This is a genomic window from Mesorhizobium sp. WSM4313 (genome assembly GCF_002294725.1).
Taxonomy (GTDB): Bacteria; Pseudomonadota; Alphaproteobacteria; order Rhizobiales; family Rhizobiaceae; genus Mesorhizobium.
In genome coordinates this window covers 871,840-896,773 of sequence record NZ_NSFT01000001.1, presented here as the reverse complement: position 1 = coordinate 896,773, position 24,934 = coordinate 871,840, and the positions used below count along the sequence as shown (strand labels likewise).

Sequence of the window (24,934 nt, the reverse complement as noted above, 5' to 3'; positions counted from 1 at the left end):
AAGCACGAAGCGTGCCAATCCTGAGGAGCGCAGACGGTGAGGGGCGTTTTCGCGCCCATGCCGCGTCCGGATGCAAATTCGCGTCATCGGCTGCATCGGATGCGTCATGGACGCCCAAACCGTATACATCGCTCCTCCTCGCGTCTGCGCAAAAAATGGGCAGACAGCGCAATTTGCAGGCTGAACTCCTCCCGGATGCGACCGCATTTGCAAGACAATGCGCGGTCACTGGTTTGCTTCGAACCGAAAACTGGACAATGCTTGATCGCATGGAGATCGGCAATCCCATGCGCAATGAACTTCTATCGCCGGCCGAAATGGCCGAGGCCGACAGGCTGACAATCGCGGCCGGACCGCTCGACGGCTATCGCTTGATGCTACGCGCGGGCGAGGCGGTCGCGGCCGTCGTGCTGGCGCGCTATCCTGGCGCGAAGAAGGTGCACGTGCTGTGCGGCCCGGGCAACAATGGCGGCGACGGCTACGTCGTGGCGCGGCTGCTGGCCGAGGCCGGCGTCGATGTGGCCCTGTGGGCGTCGGGCGAACCGAAGGCAGGCAGCGACGCCGCGCTCGCGGCGGCTGATTGCGCTCTGGAGCGGCACCCGCTTTCAGCCTTCACCGCGGAAGCTGGATCGCTGGTTGTCGACGCCATCTATGGTGCGGGCCTGTCGAAGCCTCTCGCCGGCGACGCCAAAGACGCGGTCGACGCCGTTACCAGGCTGAACCTGCCGGTTGTCGCGATCGACCTGCCTTCGGGCGTTTCCGGCGAGAGCGGCGAAATCCTCGGCTCGGCATTTCGCGCGGCGCTCACGGTGACCTTTGCGCGGAAAAAGCCTGGGCACCTGCTTCTGCCTGGCCGTGGGCGATGCGGCGAGATCGTGTTGGCCAACATCGGCATTTGTGACGAGATCATCGATTCGGTCGCGCCGCGAGCCTTCGAGAACCGGCCAGGGCTCTGGATCGCGAACTTCCCCGCGCCGGCCGTCGATACGCATAAGTACAAGCGCGGCCATGCAAGCGTCTTTTCAGGCGGACCATCCGCGACGGGTGCGGCGCGCCTCGCAGCGCTTGCGGCCGCAAGAAGCGGGGCAGGGGCCGTCACCGTGCTGTCGCCGGCTAACGCCATGCAGGTCAACGCAGCGCATCTGACCTCGATCATGCTGCGCAAGGTCGACGCGATCGAGGATGTGCATGATCTTATCGGCGATCGCCGGCCGTCCGCCTTCGTTCTCGGCCCCGCCTTCGGCATCGGTGACAAGGCGCGCGATTTCGCGCTCGCCGTGCTCGCCAAAAACCGGCAGGACGGCGGCGTTGAGGGTCTCGTGCTCGACGCCGACGGCATCACCTCTTTCCGCAATGCGGCCTCGACGCTGTTCGAGGCGGCCGCCAGACCGGACGCGCCGGCGTTGATCATGACGCCGCATGAGGGTGAGTTCGGCAGGTTGTTTGCCGACATTGCCGGCAACAAGGCCTTGTCGAAGCTGGCCAAGGCACGCGAAGCCGCGCAGCGCGCCAACGCCGTGATCGTCTACAAGGGCGCCGACAGCGTGGTCGCCTCGCCGGAGGGCCGCGCCGCGATCAATAGCAATGGCGCGCCATGGCTCGCCACCGCCGGGTCGGGCGACGTGCTGGCGGGCATCATTGCCGGGCTCCTGGCGCAAGGCATGCCGGCCTTCGAAGCGGCTTGCGCCGCGGTCTGGATCCATGCCGAAGCCGGCAGCCGCTTTGGGCCGGGTTTGATTGCGGAAGACCTGCCTCTGGCCATGGTGCCGGTTCTTCGCGAACTGGCGCAGAGCGCTGTCCTATGAAGCGGCTGGGGCTGCTCGTTGCCGTCCTGGCCGCTTTCATTGCCCAGCCGGCGCGCGCCACCGATCATCCGGTTGCCATCATCGACGACCCACGCGTGCTCGCCGCACTAGATGCCGGGGGATATGGCTTCGCCGACCTCTTCGGCGTCGACGGCAGCGACGATCTGAAATCCCTCTATGATGAGGCACCAGCCTATCACGCCATCGTCGACACAGTGGCCGGCGATGTCGCCGCGTTGCGCACCGAGATGAAGGCCGGCGGCCGCTCTCTCTACGAAGTGACCGACGGCAATGTCGGCCGCATCATCGACATGCGCTGGCTGAAGACGAATGCGGCGCGCTTCCGCCTTGTCGGCGTCGTCAACCGGCTCGACCGACGCGATTTCGCAACGCTTGGCAACGAGACGAGCTGCGGCGAGGTGCGGTTCGTTTATCGCCTGGCCTACAGCTTCAAGAAGAACGGCAAGCAACTGGCCTCGCGCCTGCCGTTCAACTTCAGCGCCATATACCGCGTCGCTCAAGATGTCGACGGTGGCTGTGTGGGCGCTGCCGGCCGCTGGACGCCGCAGCTCGACGAAACGGTCGATGCCGGCTGGTTAACCGGCGGGCCGCTCGAAAAGACCTCGCTGTCCTTCAAGCAGATCGAGCTCAACGCGCAGGTGGTGCGCTTTCCTTCCGGCCAGGAAACCGAGTTCGGCGGGCAGGCCGCTTACCTGATGCGCATCTTCAGCATCGATGGTTCGAGGGTCGGTGAGAAGCCGCTGGAAAATACGCCGGACACGGCCCGGCTTGCCGAGGACGCCGATCTGAAAGCGCGGCTTGCCGACTATGTCCGCGTCAATGCCGCTGCGGTCGATCTCGGCGTATACGAAATCCCGGACGAATTCCTCGCCCGAAAAGTCGTCTCCTGGTCGACTTTCGGCAGCGCAAGGCAAGCCAATCATCCGTTCACGCCGCTGTTCGACCCAAAGGAGTTCGCCGGGCTCGACTATTCGAAGTTTACCTTGGCGCGCACGCCGGACGCTTTGGTCGAGCGGCTCGACAACGGTGCCTGCCAGGGTTGCCATCAGGCGGGCTCGACCGCCGGCTTCCATTTCATCGGTCTCGACGACGCCACAACCTCGCCGCTCAACCGTATCGAAGTCGGCATCTCGCCGCATCTCCACGCCGATATCCCGCGCCGCGAAGCGTGGCTCAAGGCGACGGCCGAAGCCAGGGAGCCCAATCGTTTTCGTCCGCTCTCCTTTGCGCCGCCCGCCGCCTGGAAGGATGCGGGCGAGCCCGCCTATACGCCGGCCGAAACGGCAATGCCATGCCTGATGCCGGATGACGCAAGCCGCTTCGGCAGCACCTGGCAATGCGGCGCCGGCACGGTCTGCACACCGATCGCCACCGCTTCGGGGGTGAGAACCAAACTGGCGCAATGCCTGCGGCCGAAAGACAGTCCCGCGATGTTTTCGGGCCATCCTTGCCTCACCGGCTCGATCGCCAGCAACGTGACGCAGCCGTTCAACGATCGCTACAAGATCACCGGCCAATTCGCTGCTTTCGCGCCGGCGATCTCGCGCATTGCCTATACCTGCCGGCCGCCGAAGATCGGCGTTCCGGGAGGCTTCGCGTATCGCGCTTGCGATGACAAGGATCGCGCCTTCTCCGCTTTCAAGCCCGGCAAGCCGATGCCGAGCGAGATCTGCGGCCTGGTCGGCGGCAAGAAGTTCGACACCTGCGTGGCCACCAACAATTTCGGCCAGTGTCTCGGCGGCTCGGTCAACCGCGGCAACCGCCCAGCCTGCTCGGCTGACCATTTCTGCCGCGAGGATTATATGTGCCAGTCGCTGCCGCCGGACACACCGGGCGCCGCCAGGGTCAGGGGCATCGGCTTCTGCTCGCCGACCTATTTCATCTTCCAGATGCGCATCGATAATCACGCCACGCCTTGGGCGACCACGGCGCGCGCGAGCATGGGCGCGGGTTTCGGGGTGGCAGCCGAGGAATAGGTCAGGTGAATTGCGGCGCGTTTTTTCGGATCGCCGCCGCAAGCGCCTCGCGAACCCTGTCCTCGGACACCGCGCGCGTGTTCTCCACCCAGCCTGGCGTCGAAATCGGCGGCTCGAGAAAAATCACCTGTTCGTTCACCGGACCGTGCATATAGGCTCGGTTCAAACCGTATATGAGCACACAAGGGCCGCCCAGCGCCCCAGCAGCGTGGGAGATGCCGCCATCGACTCCGAGAAAAATGGTCGAGGCCGCGATCTGGCACATGGCTTCTGCTATATCGGGCGTCGAGGTAAAATCGAGCGCCTCGGGCAAACAAGCCCTGATTTCCGCCGCAGCCTGCCGCTCGCGCGGCCCGCCGATCAGCCAAACCGACCAGCCGCGGGCAACATGGTCGCGCGCGATCGAGACGAAGCGCTCCATCGGCCATGAGCGTTTGTTGGCAAAGTCCGACGTGTAGAGGGCAATCGCCGGCTTCGCAGGGTCGATCCCGTTGCGCCGACGCCAACCGGCAAGCTCTTCGGCGGAAACAACCAGCTGCGGAGCCGGCAATGGTCCGTCCTCGGCAGGCCTTTTGCCGAGACGCGCGATTGCACAAACCTGGTCTGCCACCCGCGTCTTGCGCGGGCCGAATGCAAGCATCGATTTCAGCCAACCGGCGGGCAGTCGATTGATGATGCCGAACTGGAACTCGCGCGGATAGCCGATGCGCTCCGGTATTCCGGCCAGCCATGGCACCAGGCAAGCCTTGGTGCTGCTGGTGAGCATATAGGCCGCCTGGTAATTCTCCCGGCGGATTTCGCGTGCCAGACCAGCCCGCTCTTTCAGCCCTGGCTTCCAGTGCTTCTCGGCTATCCAGGCCTTGCGAACATGCGGCATCAGCCGCGCCAGCGGCGCGGCGACCCTTGAAGTGATGATGTCGATCGGCTGCCCCGGGAATCTCTCGGCGATGATCCGGATGGCCGAGTGGCAGCGGATGAAATCACCGATCGCCGGCAGGCAGAAGATCAGGATGGGGCGCAATGCGCGATACTCTTTCGGTCCGGAACGGTCAGCGCTGCTAAGAAACCCCTGCGTGATGTCTCACGGAAGCGCTTCGCCATCAAGAATACGGTGGTAGAGCTCGATATAGGCTTTTGCGGCCTTTTGGATCGGGAACCGGTCTGCCGCGGATTCGCGGCATCTTTGCGCCGACAAACCGTCGATTTCACCGAAACCGCGCGCGAACTCCTCATCCGTGTCGAAGAAACGGCCGGTATCGGCATCGACGGTTTCGGGCAGCGCGCCGCGTGCCGTAGTCAAGACCGGCGTGCCGCACAGCATGGATTCGACCGGCGCGTTGCCGAAAGGCTCCTCCCAGGAAATCGGATTCAGAAAGGCCTTGGTCTCGCCCAGCAATCGCACCTTCGGTTCGCCGTCGACCATGCCGTGATAGCGGAAGCGCGGCGACAGGCTCTTGAAGAACACGCCCTCGCGTCGCGTCTTGCTGCGGCCAAGCAGCTTCCAGCGCGAGCCGCCGGCGATATCGAGCTTGAAATCATACTTTTTCGCGAGGTCCACCGCCCGATTGAGGCCCTTTCCGGCCCGCGCGATGGCCGCCATGAAGAACAAATGATCGTTCTTCAACCGCGCCGGCCGATAGGCGTCCACCGGAAAGCCATTGTAGACGAAGGTCTTGCGGCCGTGCAGCTCGGCATGGCGGGCGCTGATGAAGCTCCAGTTCGGCTGCGGCCTGGGGTAATCCGGCAGATGGCCGCGCTCGGTATTGAGCGTCGGAAAAGGAACTTCGACCTTCCAGGCATGGAGATGGACAATATCAGTGTCCTTGGGAACAGCCGCGCGGCATTCGTCATTGGTCACCGCGTGGCGGACCTCGCACATCGGATGCGACGATCCCGGGCCGGCAATCAATGTCACCTGATGCCCCATCTTGACCATTTCCGTAGTCAGCCATTCGACCTGCCGCTGGATGCCGCCATAGCCTTTGCACGGAATAAGGCCCTGGGCCGCAAGTGTTATTCGCATTTCGTATCCGCGCTCATGTTAGCGGTTGTCCTTTCGGCTGGCGGGAGGTCTTTCACAAAGGAATGTTGTCGTGCTTCTTCCAGGGGTTCTGCATATCCTTGTTGCGCAGCATGCGCAGCGCCCGCGCGATGCGACGCCGGGTCGAGTGTGGCATGATCACCTCGTCGACATAGCCGCGTTCGGCGGCGACGAAAGGCGACAGGAAGCGGTCCTCGTAAGTCTTTGTATGAGCGGCGATTTTCTCCGGATCGCCGATGTCCTTGCGATAGATGATCTCGACCGCGCCCCTGGCGCCCATCACCGCGATCTGCGCCGTCGGCCAGGCATAATTCATGTCGCCGCGCAGATGCTTCGAGGCCATCACGTCATAGGCCCCGCCATAAGCCTTGCGGGTGATGACGGTGATCTTCGGCACGGTCGCCTCGGCATAGGCGAAGAGCAGTTTGGCGCCATGCTTAATTAGCCCGCCATATTCCTGCGCGGTGCCCGGCAGGAAGCCTGGCACGTCGACGAAGGTGACGATGGGAATTGAAAAACAATCGCAGAAGCGCACGAAGCGCGCGGCCTTGCGGCTGGCGTCGGAATCGAGCACGCCGGCCAGCACCATCGGCTGGTTGGCGACGAAACCGACCGTGCGGCCCTCGACGCGGCCGAAGCCGGTGACGATGTTCTTGGCGAAACTCTGCTGGATCTCGAAGAAGTCGCCTTCGTCCGCGACCTTCAGGATCAGTTCCTTGATGTCGTAGGGCTTGTTGGCATTGTCGGGGATCAGCCGGTCGAGCGACAGGTCGTGATCCGTCACCGACTGGTAGCACTCTATCTCGGGAATCTCGGCTGTGTTCGACGCTGGCAAAAGATCGACCAGCCGGCGCATTTGCAGCAGCGCCTCGACGTCATTGTCATAGGCGCCATCGGCGATGGAGGATTTGGTGGTGTGCACGCTTGCGCCGCCGAGGCTTTCCGCGGTCACCGTCTCGTTGGTCACGGTCTTCACCACGTCCGGTCCGGTGACGAACATGTAGGAGGTGTCGCGCACCATGAAGATGAAATCGGTCATGGCGGGCGAGTAGACGTCGCCGCCGGCGCAGGGACCCATGATCAGCGAGATTTGCGGGATGACGCCGGATGCCAGCACATTGCGCTGGAATATCTCGGCATAGCCGCCAAGCGCCGCCACGCCCTCCTGGATACGCGCGCCGCCGGCGTCGTAGAGGCCGATGATCGGCGCGCGATTGCGCAGCGCCATCTCCTGGACCTTGATGACCTTTTCGGCATGCGCTTCCGACAGCGAGCCGCCGAACACGGTGAAATCCTTGGCAAAGATATAGACCGGGCGCCCATTGACGGTGCCCCAGCCGGTGACGACGCCATCGCCGGCGATCTTGGTCTTCTCCATGCCGAAATCGGTCGAACGATGCTCGACATACATGTCGAACTCTTCGAACGAGCCCTCGTCGAGGAATATCTCGATACGCTCGCGCGCAGTGAGCTTGCCCTTCTTGTGCTGCGCCTCGATGCGGTCCTTGCCGCCGCCCTTGCGGGCAATCTCGCGGCGACGCTCGAGTTCCTTCAGCACGTCTTTCATTGCTAGTCCTCAAAACCAATAGATAATTTGTGGTAATCGCGCCGGCAGGGGAGCGCAAGAACCCCTGTTTTGCTGCACCGCAACATGACGCCCTTGCATTTCGGGACAAACTCAGCCATATGCAGCTGCATAGGCGCTTGGGCCGGGAATCATCCGGCCTTCTCGACGAATGAGACTGGTTGCGTCTGTTTTCCCTCTTTCCGGCAAATCGGCCCTGGTCGATCGGCAAGCTGGCGAAAAAGCCCCGAGGCATGATGCTTGCGGGCACGACAGCGCAGCCGCGCGGACGGAACCGTCCGCCGCCTTGTCGTTCCATGACAATTTATCCGACGGCAGGTTGCGCCTTGCCGCCATTGATGTTTGCGGCCACAAGGCCGCGTGAAAGAAGATTATTTTGACCAACGAAAACACAGCGGAACTGAACGGTTTCGCGGCACTTGGGATTTCCGGCGCGCTGCTCAAGGCGACCCATGCCGCCGGCTTCACCGATCCGAAGCCGATCCAGATGCAGGCGATCCCGCCGCAGCTCGAGGGGCGCGATATTTTCGGTATCGCCCAGACCGGTTCGGGCAAGACGGCGGCCTTCGCGCTGCCGATTCTCTCGAAGATCATCGGCCTCGGCACCAAGCGCCGGCCGAAGACGACGCGGGCGCTCATCCTGGCGCCGACGCGCGAGCTAGCCGTGCAGATCGAGGACACCATCAAGATCCTCGCCAAGGGTGCGCATGTCTCGACCGCGCTGGTGCTTGGCGGCGTCTCGCGCTTCAGCCAGGTGAAGAAGGTTGCGCCCGGCGTCGACATTCTGATCGCCACGCCCGGCCGCCTGACCGACCTGGTGCGTGAGGACGACCTCATCCTTGCCGACACCAAATGGCTGGTGCTCGACGAGGGCGACCGCATGCTCGACATGGGCTTCATCAACGACGTCAAGCGTATCGCCAAGGCGACTGCGCCGGACCGCCAGACGGCACTGTTCTCGGCCACCATGCCCGATGAGATCGCGGAGCTTGCCAAGGGCCTGCTGAAGAACCCCGTCCGTATCGAAGTCTCGCCGCAAAGCACCGCCGCGGTCGAGATCGTGCAGAGCTTGGTGCTCGCCCGCACCAAGCAGAAGCGCCAGGTGCTGTCAAAGATGCTGGCCGACGAGGCGATGCGTTCGGTGATCGTGTTCTCGCGCACCAAGCATGGTGCCGACCGCGTCACCAAGGACCTTGCCCGTGACGGTTTCGAGGCGGCCGTGATCCACGGCAACAAGTCGCAGAACGCGCGCCAGAAGGCGCTCAACGATTTCCGCGACGGCTCGGTTCGCATCCTGGTCGCGACCGATATCGCGGCGCGCGGCATCGACGTGCCCGGCATCAGCCATGTCGTGAATTTCGACTTGCCCGACGAAGCGGAGAGCTATGTCCATCGTATCGGCCGCACCGGCCGCAACGGCAGGGACGGTATTGCGATCACGCTGTGCGATCCTTCGGAAAACGCCAAGCTGCGGCAGGTCGAGCGCATCATCCGCATGAAGCTGCCGGTCGTGGCCGACCATCTCGGCAGCCCGGATCCGCAGCGCGACCCCAGGGAAAAGACCGAGCGTCATTTCGAACCGGCCAATGACCGCGAGCATCACGGCGCCCGTCGCGATGGCCGCCGCCCGGGCAACGGTGGCGACAACAAGCGTTTCGGCGGCAAGCCTCATGGCGAGCGCGCTCCGAAGCCGCAGGGCGAACGCCTGGCCGCGGCCAAGCCGAATGGCTCGAGCAAGCCCGACGGCTTCAAGCGCTTCAAGGGCAACAACAAGCGCCGCTTTGGCGGCAAGCGTCCGGCGAACCGGGCCGCCTGAGCCTAGAGCCGGATGATTTCAGGTCGAGTCGAGCTGAAATCTGAATCCGGCTCTAAATCAAAGACATAGAGCATGATGTCGTCCGAAAACCGCTCCACACTTTTCGGCATCATGCTCTAGCAGAACCACGCGAACAGGAACGGCCGGAGCGATGCTTCGGCCGTTTTCCATTTCACTGGCCTGATTTCACTGGCCTGATTGCTGCTGCATCAACGCCTTCACCCACACCACGATACGCTGGGTGAGGAAGGCTGTGGTCTGCGGCGACAGCACATCGCCGGCGATGACGTGATTGTCCGGATCGCCGGTGTCGTCGACCGGCACCAGCTCATGCGGCGCACCCCAGCGCCCAGCTATCTCGCGCGTCCGGTCGGGCCGCACCACCTTGTCGGAATCCGAGAAGATGAACAGGGCAGGGATTTTCGCCTTCTCGACCGGCGCCTCATAGGCGAGATTGGTGAGCGCCGCCATCGGCAGCACCGACCTCATGGGATATTTGGTGGTCCAGAATTTCTCGTGCAGCGCGTTGCGGGCAGGGAAACTGCGCTCCTTGCCACCGACAAGCTCGGCGATCTGCCGGCCCCAGGGCAGTGTGAGAACCTCGGCGCCGGAGGCCTTGACGCCGAAATTCGGCGATATGAATGCGATAGCAGCGACACCGTCCGATGCATCCGGCCGGGTTGCAGCCCATGCTGCGAGCGAGCCGCCGGTCGAGGTCCCGATGACGATCACCTTGTCACCGATGGCACGGCCGATGGCCAAAGCTTCCTCATAGTCGTTGATCCAGGCATTGACGCTGCCTTGCGCCATGGCCCCGCCGTCCTGGCCGTGGCCGGTCAGGCGCGTGTAGAAGAGGTTGGCCTCCAATTCATTCGCAATGTCGTCCGGCAAGGGGCGGACCTCGCCCTTCGAGGCGGAAAAGCCATGGATATAGACGATGGCCAAGGGGGTCTTGGCATGGACCATCGGGTTCGCCCAGATGATCTCCTTGTCGAGGCCGTCGCGGATGTTGGGCACGGCAGCCTCTTCGCGCGCCAGATAGGCCTGCGGATCGTCGCCGATCGCCGACGGATTGAACCGGATTGTGGTGTCGACCGGCACGCGTGGACCGAGGAAGAAAACGGCTATCAGGACGACTGCAAGGCCAAGCACCGTCAGCACGATCCGCCGCCCCATTACAGTCTCCAAGCAATGATTCTCAACCTATGGCCGTACCCGCCGGCAGGCAATCGCCGTTTCGCCGGTTTATGCCGCCTTGTCGCGGGATGGGTTCTTGTCGCCAGGCAGCCTGCGATCGAAATGCAATGGCCGTCCCCACCAGTGGGTGGTGAGCCCGATGACGAAGCGGCCGATCGGCCGCGGCAACAGGCCGAGCACCTTCAACGGCAAGCTTATGTGGTAGGGGAAGGTGACTTCGAAGCCGCCCTTCCGGATGCCGCGAGCCATGCGGCGCGACGCGCGATGCACAGGCATGAGGCCCGGCATCGGCAGCTTGTTCTTTTCCGTCAGCGGCGTATCGACGAAGCCTGGGTTGATGACCTGGATGCGGATATTCATCTTGTCGAAATCGTATTTCAGCGACTCCGCCAGGATGTTGATCGCGGCCTTGGTGCCGCCATAGGCCGCCGTGGTCGGCCAGCCGGAATAAGCGGTGACCGATCCCACCAGAACGATATGGCCGCGTCCGCGCACGCGCATATGCTCGACGACAGGCACCACGCCGTTGACGATGCCGAAATAGTTCACGGCGAAGGAGCGGTGGAAATCGCGCACAACCAGATTCTCGCCGGGGGTGGCGATGTAGTTGCCGGCGTTGAAGACAGCAAGCACGATGGGGCCCATCTGCTCCTCGATTGCGGCGGCCGTACGCGCCATGCCCTGCTCGTCGGTGACGTCGCAGGGAAAGGATTTCACATGTCCGGACATCTGCGCCGTTTCGACGACCAGCGTGTCGGCCGGATCTTCGGGCAGAGAGGTCACAGCGACGGCATAGCCTTGATTGGCAAGATCCTTGGCCAACGCGCGGCCAAGCCCGCTGCTGCCGCCCGTGATCCAGGCGACACCGTCCTTCGGATTGGCCCGGTAGAGTGTCATGCGATGTCCTGCGAATGTTCGGGCTTGCTGTAGCGGCGAAGAAATCGAATGAAAAGAGCGCTTTTGCGCTTGGCGCTGAAATGATCGCAAGCATTGCAGCGTCCAGAATGCGACTGGACCAGACAAAATCTTACCTTGAAACCGGGGCGTCCGGTTTTTAGGGTCTCGCCGCACACATAAAGGAATCCCGCATGCCCCGTTCTGTGATCGAAGCGATCGGCAACACGCCCCTGATCCGGCTCAACAAGGCTTCGGAAGCGACTGGCTGTGAGATCCTCGGCAAGGCCGAGTTCATGAATCCGGGGCAATCGGTGAAGGATCGGGCCGGCCTGTTCATCATCCGCGATGCCGAGCAGCGCGGACTGCTCAAGCCTGGCGGCCTCATCGTGGAAGGCACTGCCGGCAACACCGGTATCGGCTTGACGCTGGTGGCCAAGGCGCTTGGCTACCGCACCGTCATCGTCATCCCCGACACGCAGAGCCAGGAAAAGAAGGACACGATCAAGATCCTGGGCGCGGAGCTGATCGAAGTGCCGGCGGTGCCCTACAAAAACGCCAACAATTACATAAAACTGTCCGGCCGCCTTGCCGAGCAACTGGCGCGCTCGGAGCCGAACGGCGCGATCTGGGCCAACCAGTTCGACAATGTCGCCAACCGCGACGGCCATGTCCGCACGACTGCCCAGGAGATATGGGCCCAGACCGGCGGCAAGATCGATGGCTTCGTCTCGGCCGTCGGCTCCGGCGGCACGCTTGCGGGTGTCGCGCTCGGGCTCAAGGGCAAGAGCAAGGACGTCAAGATCGCGCTCGCCGACCCGCTGGGTGCCGCCCTCTACAGTTTCTACACCAGCGGCGAGCTGAAATCCGATGGCAGCTCGATCACCGAAGGTATTGGCCAGGGCCGCATCACCGCCAATCTGGAAGACTTCACGCCGGATTTCTCCTACCAGATCCCGGACGAGGAAGCTTTGCCGATTATCTTCGACCTGATCCAGGAAGAGGGGCTCTGCGTCGGCGGCTCGACCGGCATCAACATCGCCGGAGCCGTCCGGCTGGCGCGCGAGCTCGGACCAGGCCACACCATCGTGACGATCCTTGCCGACTACGGCACGCGCTACCAGGCCAAGCTCTTCAATCCGGAGTTCCTGCGCGGCAAGAACCTTCCAGTGCCGGGCTGGATGGAAGAAAAAGCCGATATTTCAGTGCCGTTCGAAAAGGTGGCATGATGGCGTACAAAACCGAGGCGCAGTTTCGCGACGACGCCTATCAGAAGACGGCGGAGGCCGAGGTCGTCGCGATCAACGATCGTGGCGGCATCCTTCTCGATCGGACAGTCTTTTATGCAACATCCGGCGGGCAGCCGGGCGACACCGGGACGTTTGAGCGCGCCGATGGCGGCCGCATCGCGATCGCCGCCACCATCACCGGCGAGACCAAGGACGAGATCGTCCATGTGCCGGCGCCGGAGCAGGCGCTGCCAGCGGTCGGCGAAAAGCTGAAACTCCTGATCGACTGGGAGCGGCGGCACCTCCTGATGCGCATGCACTCCGCCTGTCACCTGCTGACTGTCGTTTGCCCTTTCCCAATCACCGGGGCAGCGGTCGCAGAGGACGACAGCCGCGTCGACTTCGACATTCCCGACGCCGGCTTCACCAAGGAGGATGTGACGGCGAGGCTGATGGAGCTGGTGCGCGCCGATCATCCGATCTTCACCCGGCTGATCACCGACGAGGAACTCGCCGCCAATCCTGGCCTGGTCAAATCGAAGAACGTCCGCCCACCGGTCGGCACCGGCAAGATCCGCCTGGTCTGCATCGGCGAGGACGGCTCGATCGACAGCCAGCCATGCGGCGGAACGCATGTGAGGTCGACCGGCGAGATTGGCGAGATTCATATCGGCAAAATCGAGAAGAAAGGCCGCGAGAACCGGCGCTTCCGCATCCGATTCGGACCGATGCCGGCGAACTGACGTTAAAGCTAGGCGGGGCAGGAGAATAAAATGGCGCAGGACAGTCCCTTCATCGTCGACGCCGATTGGCTGGAAAAGCGACTTGGCGAGCCGGGTCTCACCATCATCGACGCCTCCTGGTACCTGCCGGCGCAAAAGCGCGACGCCCGCGCCGAATACGATGCCGCCCACATTCCCGGAGCGCGCTTCCTCGACCAGGACGCAGTTTCCGATCCGGATTCGAAACTGCCGCACACATTGGCATCGCAGCAGCACTTCGCCCAATATGTCGGCGCCATGGGCGTTTCGGCTGACGACACCATCGTCGTCTATGACGGGCCCGGCCTGTTCTCGGCACCGCGCGCCTGGTGGATGTTCCGCGTCATGGGCGTGTTCCAGGTCTACATCCTGAACGGCGGCATCGATCGCTGGAAGGCCGAGGGGCGACCTGTGACGGCCGAGCCGACAAAAATCGCGCCGAGTGTCTTTTATGCCGATTTCGATGCCGGACGTGTTGTCGGCCTCGACGAGATGCGCAGGATCGTCGGCAGCCATGAGAGCCAGATCGCCGACGCGCGCTCGGCCGGCCGCTTTGCCGGAACCGATCCGGAGCCGCGTCCGGGCGTCCGTTCGGGCCATATGCCGGGTGCGCGTAATGTTCCGGTCACGGCGCTAGCCGAGAATGGCGAGCTGCTGCCCAAGGACCGTCTGCGCAAGGTGATCGAAGATGCCGGCATCGACCTCTCGAAGCCCGTTGTCACGTCCTGCGGCTCGGGCATCACGGCAGCGGCGATCACGCTGGCGCTGGAGACGCTCGGCCACACCGACAACCGGCTTTACGATGGATCCTGGACTGAGTGGGGCGGTCTCAGCGACACACCAGTGGTGACGGGGAAAGAATGATGGAAAACGGCGCGCTGCAGGATATCGAAGTCACGGTCACATTCCTGGAGATGCACGCGGCTCCGGCGGTTTCGCCGCCGATCCCTTACAATCGCCAGATCGCGCTGCTGAAGACGAAAGATATCCCGCTCCATTTCTACCGCTATCTGATGGATCGCGTCGGGCGCAAATGGCATTGGGTCAACGTGCTGAGGCTAAGCGACGAGGAGCTTGCCGCCGGCTTGCACCGCGAGGACCGCGACATCCGCGTGCTCTATCTCGACGGCGCTCCCGCCGGCTTCTTCGACCTGAAGCCGCATCTGCCTGACGAGGTGGAGCTCGCCTATTTCGGCATGATGGAGCATGCGCATGGTCAGGGCATCGGTCGCTGGTTCCTCGGCGCCGCGATCTCGGCCGCCTGGGCGCATGGGCCAAGGCGCGTCACCGTGCAGACCTGTACCCTCGACCATCCGGCGGCTCTGCCGCTCTACCAGAAGCTCGGCTTCACGCCGGTGGCGCAGAAGAAAGAGGTCGTGCATCCGCTGACCTTCGCCGAGCGCTCGGCCAGCGTCATGCGAGACTAGAGCAATTCCAGGACTAGTGAGAAACGGTTCCGCCAGTCAGGAATCGGGTGGGAGGCACTATCGCCAAGGCATAGCTTCCGGAGATCGACACCGGAGATCTGCCATGAGCATCCAGTTCAAAGCCTTGCCGACCGAAGCCGTGCGCGCGTTGCAGCGGGGAGGGCCCGATGCCTACGGCCGCACCCCGGAGCACCGCATCTCCGACGGCGACGGCGTGCCTTGCAGGCATTGCCTCAGGAACGTCGCCGAGGGTGACGGCTATCTGATCGTTGCCTACCGCCCGTTTCCGGAACTGCAGCCCTATGCAGAAACCGGCCCAATCTTCCTGCATGCCCAGGAATGCGAGCGCGCAGCCGAAGGGGATGCGCTGCCGGAGATGCTCGAAAGCAGCGACTATATCGTCAGGGGCTACGGCAGGGACGATCGCATCGTTTATGGCAGCGGCGCCGTCACGCCGACCGGCCAGATTGCCGCCCGCGCGCGGACGCTGTTTGGGCGCGACGACATCGCCTACATCCATGTCCGCTCGGCCCGCAACAATTGCTATCAATGCCGCATCGAGCGGGCATGACCAAAAAAGAAGCCCGCCGATGGTCGGGCGGGCCGTTGGAGGGTCTGACAGAAGCTGTCGGGCCAGTGCCGTCCGGGCCGGACTTGCCCGACCCGGCAAGCAGCTCAGACCGCCAGTAACGGTCCGTCTCTAGGCAGCTTTCTCGTCGAGCGAATGTGAAGCATTTCACACAAGGCCGCATAATGGCGGAAGAACGAAAAGAAGCGCATTTTCAAGACCGTCGTATTATCGTCGTACTACTGCGCTAAAACGCAGCGGTTGCGATGTGTCGACCGCGGATGGACCGGCGGCAGATCGCGACAGTCGAGGAAGCGGGGCTTTTTGCTCCGCTTTTTTGTTGACCGGATTTTTCGACGGAAGCGCAGTTTCCGCGCAAGAAAAAGCCCGCCGGAATGACCCGGCGGGCGACTGAAGGAAATCGTTGCGAATGATCAGGCGGCAAGGACCGCCTTCGGTTCGACCATTTCGTAGCCGAGCGCCTCAGCGACGGCGCGGTTGGTGATCTTGCCCTTATGAACATTGAGGCCGTTACGCAAATGGTGGTCGTCGACCAGCGCCTTGAGGCCCTTGTCGGCGAGCTGCAGGCCATAGTGCAGCGTCGCGTTGTTGAGCGCGTGCGCCGAAGTGACCGGCACGGCGCCAGGCATGTTTGCGACGCAATAGTGGATCACGCCGTCGACCTCATAGGTCGGATCGGCGTGTGTCGTGGCATGCGAGGTCTCGAAGCAACCGCCTTGGTCGATCGCGACGTCGACCAGCACCGAGCCCTTCTTCATGCCGGAAAGCATTTCGCGGGTGACGAGCTTGGGCGCGGCGGCGCCCGGGATCAGCACGGCGCCGATGACGATGTCGGCCGAGAAGCATTCTTCCTCCAGCGCTTCGACGGTCGAGTAGCGCGTATGGACGCGGCCGCCGAAGATGTCGTCGAGCTGGCGCAGACGCGGGATCGAGCGGTCGATAATGGTGACGTCGGCGCCGAGGCCGACAGCCATCTTGGCCGCATGCAGGCCGACGACGCCGCCGCCGAGCACGGTGACCTTGCCGGGCAGCACGCCGGGCACACCGCCGAGCAGCACGCCGCGGCCGCCATTGGCCTTCTGCAGCGCAGTCGCGCCGGCCTGGATCGACAGGCGGCCGGCGACTTCCGACATCGGCGCGAGCAGCGGCAGGCCGCCGCGGTCGTCGGTCACGGTCTCATAGGCGATCGCGGTGACGCCCGAGCCAAGAAGACCCTTGGTCTGCTCCGGATCCGGAGCCAGATGGAGATAGGTGTAGAGGATTTGGCCGTCGCGCAGCTGGACCCATTCGTTTGGCTGCGGTTCCTTGACCTTGACGATCATGTCGGACTTGGCGAACACGTCGGCGGCCGTCTTGGCGATAGTGGCGCCGGCGGCGCGATAGGCGTTGTCGTCGGCGCCGATGCCGGCGCCAGCACCGGTCTCGACCAGCACTTCATGGCCATGCGCGACATATTCGCGGACCGAGCCCGGCGTCAGGCCGACGCGATATTCATGGTTCTTGATTTCCTTGGGGCAGCCGACACGCATTTTTCTTCTCCCTGTCCGCGCCCTTCAGGGGGCGCTCTCACTGTCGCTCGTGCATGTCACCGGGTCGAAAATGCGGAGGGTGGACACGCAGTAACCGCAGTCAACCACGAATCGCTCCGTATGTGTTTGCGAATGCACTTGCGGCAACGGTCGCTCTTCGATAATCGTTGCGCAAAACGACTGGAAATTCGCAGGAACCACGAAAAATGCGGCTCGACAGGATTGATATCGCCATTCTGGAGACTTTGCAGAAGGATGGCCGGATCCCAAATGCGGCGCTTGCCGAGAAGGTCGGCCTTTCCCAATCGGCCTGTTCACGCAGGCTCGACAATCTGGAGAAGTCCGGAACCATCCGCGGCTACCACGCGCGGCTGTCCAATTCCGCGCTCGGCCACCAGATGACGGCGATCGTGCACATATCGCTGTCGGGGCAATTCGAAAAGACGCTGTCGGATTTCGAGGCGGCGATCAAGCGCTGCCCGAACGTGCTCTCCTGCCATCTGATGTCGGGCGAATACGACTACATCCTGCGCATCGCGGCGAAGGATCTCGTCGACTATGAGCGCATCCACAAGGAATGGCTGTCAGCCATGCCGCACGTCACCAAGATCAACTCGTCCTTCGCGCTGCGCGAGATCGTCGATCGCACGGCGGTCGGGCTGCGGCCTGAGATGGCTTAAACCGCTGCGGCTTCGGTCACCACAGTAGTCATTGGGATATCGTGCGGCTGCGGGTAGATGGTCGGAATGCGCTGCAATTCGTAGCCGACGCCGATCACCAGCGGCCTGAACGGCATTGCGGCAAGCGTGCGATCGTAAAAGCCGCCGCCATAACCCAGCCGATAGTTGCCTGGATCGATGCCGACGATAGGCGAGATCACGATGTCGGGAAGCACCGGGTCGCCCTCGGCCGGGATCGGAATGTTCCACACGCCCTTTTCCAGCCGGTCGCCCTGTTTGTAGGCGCGAAACACCAGCGGCTGCCCCTTCTCGATGACGACGGGCAGCGCGGTGCGCCCACCGCGCTCGTTGATCGAGGCCATCCAGCCACGCAGATCCGGCTCACCGCGAAACGGCCAGTAGAGGCTGACCATCCGGCCGGCTATGTCGCCGATCAACGCGTCGAGGCCTTCCGCGATGCGTGCCGACATCGCGGCGCGCGCATCGGCTGAAACGGCGAGGCGCCCGGTGATGAGCCGCTCACGCTCGGCCTTGCGCCATCTCCGAACATCCGTCCAGTCGGAGAGCGGTTCCCGGTATTCCGGGTCGAGTTCGTGCATGAAACAGGGCGGTGAGGCGTATTGGGCCGGGCCTTCGTCGTCGTGTTTGTCAGCCATGCTTGGCTCCTGTCGTTTTGTTTCACGCTATACTCGCACCTGTGCGACCGCATGTGCATTCACGACGCCGCACGACGACTCCCGGGCATGACCGTTGCCATGCGCAATATTGTTGCAGTGCACAAAAATACTTACATCATCGGCAGGATTGCACTTTGGCGAGGTGGAATGAAATGAGCGAAACCGAGCATAAAGTCGTTGTCGTCGGCGCCGGCTTCGGCGGTCTCGAACTCACGCGCGCGCTGGCGGGAGCTCCGGTGCGCATCACCATGATCGACAAGCGCAACCACCATCTCTTCCAACCGCTGCTTTACCAGGTGGCGACGACGTCGCTGGCGACCTCGGAAGTCGCCTGGCCGATCCGCCATCTTCTGCGCAGGCGCAAGGACGTGACAACGCTTCTCGGCAATGTCACCGGCGTCGACCGCGCCGGCAAGCGCGTGCTGCTCGAGGACGGCGGCTCGATCCCCTATGACACGCTGGTGCTCGCCACCGGCGCCCGCCACGCCTATTTCGGCCATGACGAATGGGAGCCGTTCGCGCCGGGTCTGAAGACGCTTGAGGATGCCACGACGATCCGGCGCCGTATCCTGCTCGCTTTCGAGCAGGCCGAGCGCGAAACCGATCCGGCCAAGCGCCAGGCGCTGCTGACTCTGGCCATCGTCGGCGGCGGGCCGACCGGTGTCGAGCTCGCCGGTACCATTGTCGAGCTCGCGCATGACACGTTGCGCGGCGAGTTCCGCAACATCGACCCAAGCCAGGCGCGCGTCGTGCTGATCGAAGCCGGCGACCGGATCCTGGCCAATTTCGCGCCGCAGCTTTCCGACTATGCCCGCAAGGCGCTGGAACGGCTGGGCGTCACCGTCGAGCTCGGGCGTCCGGTCACGCACCTCGATGCCGAAGGTGTCGTCTTCGGCGACACGCGCTTGCCGGCAAGGACGATCATCTGGGCGGCTGGCGTTGCCGCTTCGCCGGCGGCCGAATGGCTGGGAGCGCCGGCCGACCGGGCGGGCAGGGTAGTCGTCGAACCCGACCTCACGGTGCCGGGCAGTCCCGACATTTTCGTCATCGGCGACACCGCGCATGTGCTGCGGCCGGATGGGAAGCCGGTGCCGGGTGTGGCGCCCTCCGCCAAGCAGGAGGGCAAGCATGTTGCCGCGACGATCAAGGCGCGGCTCGCAGGCGACACGGCGATGCGTCCTTTCCAATACCGTCATGACGGCGATCTGGCGACGATCGGCAAGCGCGCCGCGGCAATCGATTTCGGCTGGATCAAGCTCACCGGCTGGCTCGCCTGGTGGCTCTGGGGCATAGCGCACATCTATTTCCTGATCGATTTCCGCAACCGCCTGGCGGTCTCGCTTAGCTGGCTATGGATATACTTTACGGGCCAGCGCAGCGCGCGCCTGATCACGCAAGGCGACGACGACAAAAGCTGATTCCCAGGCCGCCGCCTGCGGGCAGCGGAGATGCTTGATGGCCGATCGCGGTTTCATTCCGTCGCCTCAAGAGGGTGGCTTCGCACTCTGCGGCTAGGCCCTCTTGCGCAGGCGCCGTTGGCCGAAAGCGCCAGGCAAAAAGCGGTTAACTGGAACGACTGCCGTCGCTCCCCCCTCTGGTTCAGGCCGTCCGCATGGGATAGTTTTAGCCATGCGTTATGTGATCGTCATCGCCTCCATCACCTTCTTCCTGTTCTGGGACGGACTCTACAATCGCGGCCACTACCTCGATGTGACCGTGCGGGAAGTCTCGCGCATCGTGCGCTATGTTACCGGGTAAGGTCTCGCCGGTTTCGCATCGCGGGCGCGACATCGTTGCCGGTTGACGCCTGGGAATTGCTCCCACAAAAACGCCGCTGAAGCGAAGACCAGGGAGGCTGGCTTGATCCGGCACATCGTTTTCTTCAGCGTGCGGCGCAAGGAAGATGTCGAGACTGTGCGCTCGGGCCTGCTGGCGCTCGGCAAGATTCCGCACTCGAAGCATTTCGAGGTGACGCTCAATACCAAGGTCGATCAGTTCTCCAATGCGATCGATGTCGTCGTCTATGCCGAGTTCGAGGACGAGGCGGCGCTTGCCGCTTACAAGGCGCATCCGATCTATGCGGATACGACCAGCAAAGTGAAGCCGCTGCGCGAACTGCGCTATTCTGCGGATGTAGTGGCCGCTGCCTGAGCGGCAAAGCCGCGGCCGACCGTTCGGTGCACTTGAACAGCCGGCCGGAATGGGGCACACCGCGCCGGCATGATCGAAAGCTCCGCCCATCCGCTCGACCATCTCGTGCTGCCGACACGGAGCCTCGATGCCGCGCGGTCGCGTCTGGCCTCGCTCGGCTTTGTCGTCGCCCCCACGGGCATCCACCCGTTCGGCACGGAGAATGCCTGCGTCTTTTTCGCCGACGGCACTTATCTGGAGCCGCTTGCCGTCGGCAACGAACAGATGGCGGACCGCGCCATAGGCGAGGGCAATGTCTTCGTCGCGCGCGACCGCCTTTACCGTCAGACCCTCGGCGATGAAGGCTTTTCCGCTGTCGTGTTCGCAACCGCCAATGCCGATGCCGATCATGCACGCTATGTCGAGGCCGGCCTTTCCGCCGGCGAGATGCTGAGCTTCTCGCGCGCCTTTACCGACGCGAACGGCAAAAGCGATACCGCTTCCTTCAGGCTGGCATTCATATCGGAAAGGGAGGCCGATGAAGCCTTCCTCTTTGCCTGCCAGCGCATCAATGCGCCGAAAATCGATCGCACTGCCCTGCAGGCGCACGCCAATGGCGTGACGGGTATTCTCGAAATCATCGCCGTCAGCGACAGGCCTGACGCCCAGATCGGATTGATCGCGACCGCTGCCGAAGCCGATGCTGGCGCCGGCGACGCGGTGCGGCTGCCGAATGCAGTCCTCAGCGTTCTGTCGTCCGAAGACTATGCCTCGCGCTTTGGCCTGACGGTCGCGCCGTCGCCGGATCTGCTCTTCACGGCCATTGCCTTCTCGATCCGCGACAAGGCCGCTGTGAGGCGCCTGCTTGCGGACAACGCAGTCCGATACAACATGAGCGGCAACGATATCGTCGTGCCGCCGGCGCCCGGCCAGGGCGCCGCCTTCATCTTCCGGGAGATCCCATGAGCAAGCCCTTGGCGCCCAATTCATCGGTAACCGTCGGCAAGGTCGTCTTCGCCAACAATGCGCCGCTGTCGCTAATCGCCGGCCCGTGCCAGCTTGAATCGCGCCAGCACGCTTTCGACATGGCCGGCGCGCTGAAGGAACTGACGGAACGGCTGGGAATCGGCCTCGTCTACAAGACCAGCTACGACAAGGCCAACCGCACCTCGCTGTCGGCGACCCGCGGCGCGGGACTCGATGCGGCGATGCCGATCTTCGACGATCTGCGCAAGGAGTTTGGCCTTCCTGTGCTGACTGATGTCCACAACGAGGAGCAATGCGCGATAGTAGCCCCCCATGTCGATGTCCTGCAGATCCCCGCCTTCCTGTCGCGCCAGACTGACATGCTGGTCGCCGCCGCCAGGACCGGCAAGGTCATCAACGTGAAGAAGGGGCAGTTCCTCGCGCCGTGGGACATGAAGAACGTCGTCGCCAAGATCACCGGCTCCGGCAACCCGAATGTGCTCACCACCGAGCGCGGCGTCTCGTTCGGCTACAACACGCTGGTCTCGGACATGCGCGCTCTGCCGGTCATGGCCGAGATCGGCGCCCCGGTGATTTTCGATGCCACCCATTCCGTGCAGCAGCCGGGCGGACAGGGCGGCTCCTCCGGCGGCGAACGGCGCTTTGTCGCGACGCTCGCGCGCGCGGCCGTTGCCGTCGGTGTTGCCGGCGTCTTCATCGAAACCCATCAGGACCCGGACAATTCGACGTCTTCGGATGGCCCCAACATGCTGCCTCTCAAGGACATGCCGGCGTTGTTGGAAAAGCTCATGGCCTTTGATCGGATTGCCAAGGGCCACTGATTGCAGCGGCGGACCTCGATCCGGCGCCGGTTTGTGGTGAGCGGGGGCTGCCTCACCGACCGCCGAGCAAATCGTCGGGAACCTTAGCGCGCTCCTCTCATTGTCGGTGCAGGCATTCAACGAGAGGAGCACCATCATGACCACTCCGTCCGGGCATACCGAAGCCATTGCCGCCTCGCGCGTCATCGGCACGTCGGTCTATAACACCGAAGGCAAGAGCATCGGCAGCATCGAGGACGTGATGCTCGACAAGATGTCGAATGGCATTATGTTCGCCGTGATCGGCTTCGGCGGCTTTCTCGGCATGGGCGAGAAATACCACGCCGTTCCGTGGGCGACGCTCGACTATGACGAGGACAGAGGCGGCTACGTCGTGCCGTTCACCAAGGAACAGCTTCAGGCCGCGCCCGCCTATTCGATCGACGAGCTGACCGGCGCTGACGGCGAAGCCGCCCGCGATGCTTCATTCCAGTATTACCATGTGAAGCCCTATTGGCATTGATCGCAGATCGGCAAGCTGGGAATCGAAAGGCCCCCGACACAAAGCCGGGGGCCTTTGACGTTTAGCTACTCCGCCGCGTTGAGAGTCGATAGCTCTACCGAGCTCTGCTGGGGTTTCTGATCGTCGCATGACGTCAGGAACGCTGCCGCGATCAGGAACAAACTCACGATACCGCTCAACTGGGACATGGCGAAACTCCTCCTGTTTCGCCCCGCGCGAACGCGACCATAGATGAGATGGTCACACAGCGCGCATGACTTATGATGACAGAAAATTGCGCTTCGTGAATCACGCCCGCGGCAATAAATGCGGGCCCGCCGATTGCCTTTTGCTCTGCTTTGGCTAAGAGGGGCGCGACGCTTCAATCGATCAATCGGGGACATCGCAAATGACCGCCATCATCGACATTGTCGGGCGTGAAATCCTGGACAGCCGTGGCAATCCGACCGTCGAGGTCGACGTGGTGCTGGAGGACGGCTCCATGGGCCGCGCCGCTGTGCCGTCGGGCGCATCGACCGGCGCGCATGAGGCGGTCGAAGTCCGGGACGGCGGGCCGCGCTATCTCGGCAAGGGCGTGCAGCGCGCCGTCGAAGCGGTGAACGGCGAGCTGTTCGAGGCGATCGGCGGCATGGAAGCCGAGAACCAGATCCATATCGACCAGACGATGATCGAGCTCGACGGCACGCCGAACAAGAGCCGCCTTGGCGCCAACGCCATCCTGGGCGTATCGCTGGCGGTCGCCAAGGCCGCGGCGGAAGCCGCGGGCCTGCCGCTCTACCGCTATGTCGGCGGCACTAAGGTGCACATCCTGCCGGTGCCGATGATGAACATCATCAACGGCGGCGCACATGCCGACAACCCGATCGACTTCCAGGAGTTCATGATCCTGCCGATCGGCGCGCCGACGCTGCGCGACGGCGTGCGCTGGGGCTCGGAGATTTTCCACACGCTCAGGAAGAAGCTGAAGGACGCCGGCCACAACACCAATGTCGGCGACGAGGGCGGCTTCGCTCCCAACCTGAAGAGCGCGCCTTCGGCGCTCGATTTCATCATGGAATCGATCGAGAAGGCAGGCTTCAAGCCCGGCGAGGACGTCGCCCTCGGTCTCGATTGCGCGGCGACCGAGTTCTTCAAGGACGGCAATTACGTCTATGAGGGCGAGAAGAAGACCCGCGATCCGAAGGCGCAAGCCAAGTACCTTGCCAAGCTCGCTGCCGATTATCCGATCATCACCATCGAGGACGGCCTTGCCGAGGACGATTGGGAAGGCTGGAAGATCCTGACCGACCTGATCGGCAGGAAGACCCAGCTCGTCGGCGACGATCTCTTCGTCACCAACACGGCGCGGCTGCGCGACGGTATCCGCATGGGCGTCGCCAATTCGATCCTGGTCAAGGTCAACCAGATCGGCTCGCTGACCGAGACGCTCGACGCCGTCGAGACCGCGCACAAGGCCGGCTACACCGCCGTCATGTCGCATCGCTCGGGCGAGACCGAGGATTCGACCATCGCCGACCTCGCCGTCGCCACCAATTGCGGGCAGATCAAGACCGGCTCCCTGTCGCGTTCGGACCGCATGGCCAAATACAACCAGCTCATCCGCATCGAGGAAGAGCTCGGCAAGCAGGCGCGTTACGCCGGCAAGTCGGTGGTCAAGGGCTGATCCGGCCTGTTCGAACAGTCTGGAAAGGGCGGGTTATTCCCGCCCTTTTTCGTTTCCGGCGATCCCGCAACAGGTCGTCCGTAACCGTCCATTAAGCACAATCGGGCGAAATACGACTCATGGTCGCTTGCGTACGCGGCCGCGAGGGTTCGGGTCATGTGGACACGTCAGCACAAGCAGAGAAACACCGGCAGGCTGATCATTCCCTCGCTTTGCGTGCTCTTCCTGGCCTATTTCGGCTTCCATGCCTATCACGGCGAATTCGGCATCTATTCCAAATATCGGCTGCAGGCCCGTGCGGTTGAATTGCAGGCCCAGCTTGACGCCGTGAAGGCGCGCCGGATCGACTTCGAGCGCCGTGTCCAGCTGATGCATGAGGGTACGCTGGAGAAGGATATGCTTGACGAGCAGGCCCGAAAGGCGCTCAATCTGTCCCATCCGGACGAAATCACCATTATGCTGCCTACCTCGACGAAATAACCGAATTTCGGTTAATCGCCTTTATTTTCAATGATTCTAATCGCTTAGATGCATGCCAGCCATGCGTTTTTCAGCATGGCGCAATGCATCCTTGCATGTTAGCTTTCCGCAATCGGTGGGGAGA

General features: G+C 63.2%; 24 protein-coding genes. 17 read left to right on the top strand and 7 right to left on the bottom strand.

Translation table 11 applies throughout. From position 1 onward, the window contains the following. Positions 1-287 precede the first annotated feature (287 nt). Together CK219_RS04430 and CK219_RS04425 are read left to right on the top strand one after the other, a co-directional pair. Positions 288-1,805 (top strand): NAD(P)H-hydrate dehydratase, encoded by a 1,518-nt coding sequence (locus CK219_RS04430; protein WP_095765631.1) that lies wholly within the window; start codon positions 288-290, stop codon positions 1,803-1,805. Further along, positions 1,802-3,802 carry a hypothetical protein gene (locus tag CK219_RS04425; RefSeq protein WP_095765488.1) on the top strand — a complete coding sequence of 667 codons (2,001 nt, stop codon included), beginning with the start codon at positions 1,802-1,804 and terminating at the stop codon, positions 3,800-3,802. The genes CK219_RS04430 and CK219_RS04425 overlap by 4 nt, the downstream gene beginning before the upstream one ends. Before the next feature lies 1 nt (position 3,803). On the opposite strand, the gene waaF is transcribed toward CK219_RS04425, so the two are convergent. The 3 genes from waaF to CK219_RS04410 are packed head-to-tail and all read right to left on the bottom strand — an operon-like array spanning position 3,804 to position 7,410. Further along, positions 3,804-4,823, bottom strand: a complete 1,020-nt coding sequence (waaF, locus tag CK219_RS04420; RefSeq protein WP_095765487.1) for a lipopolysaccharide heptosyltransferase II — start codon at positions 4,821-4,823, stop codon at positions 3,804-3,806. 60 nt (positions 4,824-4,883) lie between these two features. Continuing rightward, a complete protein-coding gene (locus CK219_RS04415; RefSeq protein WP_095765486.1) occupies positions 4,884-5,825 on the bottom strand; it encodes a glycosyltransferase in 942 nt (313 codons plus the stop codon). A gap of 52 nt (positions 5,826-5,877) precedes the next feature. Then, positions 5,878-7,410, bottom strand: a complete 1,533-nt coding sequence (locus CK219_RS04410) for an acyl-CoA carboxylase subunit beta (RefSeq protein WP_095765485.1) — start codon at positions 7,408-7,410, stop codon at positions 5,878-5,880. Between the two features lie 394 nt (positions 7,411-7,804). Here CK219_RS04410 and CK219_RS04405 point away from each other — a divergent pair, with 394 nt between their 5' ends. Continuing rightward, positions 7,805-9,244 carry a DEAD/DEAH box helicase gene (locus tag CK219_RS04405; RefSeq protein WP_176476925.1) on the top strand — a complete coding sequence of 480 codons (1,440 nt, stop codon included), beginning with the start codon at positions 7,805-7,807 and terminating at the stop codon, positions 9,242-9,244. 186 nt (positions 9,245-9,430) lie between these two features. Here CK219_RS04405 and CK219_RS04400 read toward each other — a convergent pair whose 3' ends face one another. Further along, positions 9,431-10,420, bottom strand: a complete 990-nt coding sequence (locus tag CK219_RS04400) for an alpha/beta fold hydrolase (protein WP_095765483.1) — start codon at positions 10,418-10,420, stop codon at positions 9,431-9,433. Between the two features lie 69 nt (positions 10,421-10,489). After that, positions 10,490-11,338 (bottom strand): SDR family NAD(P)-dependent oxidoreductase, encoded by an 849-nt coding sequence (locus tag CK219_RS04395; protein ID WP_095765482.1) that lies wholly within the window; start codon positions 11,336-11,338, stop codon positions 10,490-10,492. Between the two features lie 191 nt (positions 11,339-11,529). Between CK219_RS04395 and CK219_RS04390 the strand changes: the two genes are divergently transcribed. The 5 genes from CK219_RS04390 to CK219_RS04370 all read left to right on the top strand — a co-directional run bounded on the left by CK219_RS04390 (position 11,530) and on the right by CK219_RS04370 (position 15,323). Continuing rightward, entirely contained in the window at positions 11,530-12,564 is a 1,035-nt protein-coding gene (locus CK219_RS04390) for a cysteine synthase A (protein ID WP_095765481.1), read from the top strand. Beyond that, on the top strand, positions 12,564-13,307 hold the full coding sequence (locus CK219_RS04385; protein ID WP_095765630.1) for an alanyl-tRNA editing protein: 744 nt from the start codon (positions 12,564-12,566) through the stop codon (positions 13,305-13,307). Before CK219_RS04390 ends, CK219_RS04385 begins: the two co-directional genes overlap by 1 nt. Positions 13,308-13,337: 30 nt before the next feature. Next, positions 13,338-14,189 carry a 3-mercaptopyruvate sulfurtransferase gene (gene sseA, locus CK219_RS04380; protein WP_095765480.1) on the top strand — a complete coding sequence of 284 codons (852 nt, stop codon included), beginning with the start codon at positions 13,338-13,340 and terminating at the stop codon, positions 14,187-14,189. After that, positions 14,189-14,752, top strand: a complete 564-nt coding sequence (locus tag CK219_RS04375) for a GNAT family N-acetyltransferase (RefSeq protein WP_095765479.1) — start codon at positions 14,189-14,191, stop codon at positions 14,750-14,752. The genes sseA and CK219_RS04375 overlap by 1 nt, the downstream gene beginning before the upstream one ends. A 103-nt stretch (positions 14,753-14,855) precedes the next feature. Next, a complete protein-coding gene (locus tag CK219_RS04370) occupies positions 14,856-15,323 on the top strand; it encodes a DUF1203 domain-containing protein (protein WP_095765478.1) in 468 nt (155 codons plus the stop codon). Positions 15,324-15,754: 431 nt separating this feature from the next. On the opposite strand, the gene ald is transcribed toward CK219_RS04370, so the two are convergent. Continuing rightward, positions 15,755-16,870, bottom strand: a complete 1,116-nt coding sequence (gene ald / locus CK219_RS04365) for an alanine dehydrogenase (RefSeq protein WP_095765477.1) — start codon at positions 16,868-16,870, stop codon at positions 15,755-15,757. A gap of 206 nt (positions 16,871-17,076) precedes the next feature. Between ald and CK219_RS04360 the strand changes: the two genes are divergently transcribed. After that, positions 17,077-17,550 (top strand): Lrp/AsnC family transcriptional regulator, encoded by a 474-nt coding sequence (locus tag CK219_RS04360; RefSeq protein WP_040982960.1) that lies wholly within the window; start codon positions 17,077-17,079, stop codon positions 17,548-17,550. Here the strand turns inward: CK219_RS04360 and CK219_RS04355 are convergent. Further along, the gene (locus CK219_RS04355) at positions 17,547-18,206 is read right to left on the bottom strand and encodes a 5-formyltetrahydrofolate cyclo-ligase (protein WP_095765476.1); all 660 of its coding nucleotides are present in this window, start codon (positions 18,204-18,206) and stop codon (positions 17,547-17,549) included. The genes CK219_RS04360 and CK219_RS04355 overlap by 4 nt on opposite strands. Before the next feature lie 173 nt (positions 18,207-18,379). Here CK219_RS04355 and CK219_RS04350 point away from each other — a divergent pair, with 173 nt between their 5' ends. The 8 genes from CK219_RS04350 (at position 18,380) to CK219_RS04320 (ending at position 24,810) form a co-directional block, all read left to right on the top strand. Next, positions 18,380-19,645, top strand: coding sequence for an NAD(P)/FAD-dependent oxidoreductase (locus CK219_RS04350; protein ID WP_095765475.1), 1,266 nt, complete (start codon positions 18,380-18,382; stop codon positions 19,643-19,645). A 211-nt stretch (positions 19,646-19,856) separates the two neighbouring features. Further along, entirely contained in the window at positions 19,857-19,985 is a 129-nt protein-coding gene (locus tag CK219_RS32535) for a hypothetical protein (RefSeq protein ID WP_263481783.1), read from the top strand. 102 nt (positions 19,986-20,087) lie between these two features. Continuing rightward, complete coding sequence (locus CK219_RS04345; protein WP_095765474.1) at positions 20,088-20,378, top strand: Dabb family protein; 291 nt, start codon at positions 20,088-20,090, stop codon at positions 20,376-20,378. Between the two features lie 69 nt (positions 20,379-20,447). Next, positions 20,448-21,323, top strand: coding sequence for a VOC family protein (locus CK219_RS04340; protein WP_095765473.1), 876 nt, complete (start codon positions 20,448-20,450; stop codon positions 21,321-21,323). Continuing rightward, complete coding sequence (gene kdsA / locus CK219_RS04335) at positions 21,320-22,165, top strand: 3-deoxy-8-phosphooctulonate synthase (RefSeq protein ID WP_095765472.1); 846 nt, start codon at positions 21,320-21,322, stop codon at positions 22,163-22,165. Before CK219_RS04340 ends, kdsA begins: the two co-directional genes overlap by 4 nt. 136 nt (positions 22,166-22,301) lie before the next feature. Continuing rightward, positions 22,302-22,667 carry a PRC-barrel domain-containing protein gene (locus tag CK219_RS04330; RefSeq protein ID WP_095765629.1) on the top strand — a complete coding sequence of 122 codons (366 nt, stop codon included), beginning with the start codon at positions 22,302-22,304 and terminating at the stop codon, positions 22,665-22,667. A gap of 388 nt (positions 22,668-23,055) precedes the next feature. Further along, a complete protein-coding gene (gene eno, locus CK219_RS04325; RefSeq protein ID WP_095765471.1) occupies positions 23,056-24,330 on the top strand; it encodes a phosphopyruvate hydratase in 1,275 nt (424 codons plus the stop codon). A 156-nt stretch (positions 24,331-24,486) separates the two neighbouring features. Then, the gene (locus CK219_RS04320; protein WP_095765470.1) at positions 24,487-24,810 is read left to right on the top strand and encodes a septum formation initiator family protein; all 324 of its coding nucleotides are present in this window, start codon (positions 24,487-24,489) and stop codon (positions 24,808-24,810) included. The last annotated feature ends 124 nt before the right edge of the window (positions 24,811-24,934 follow it).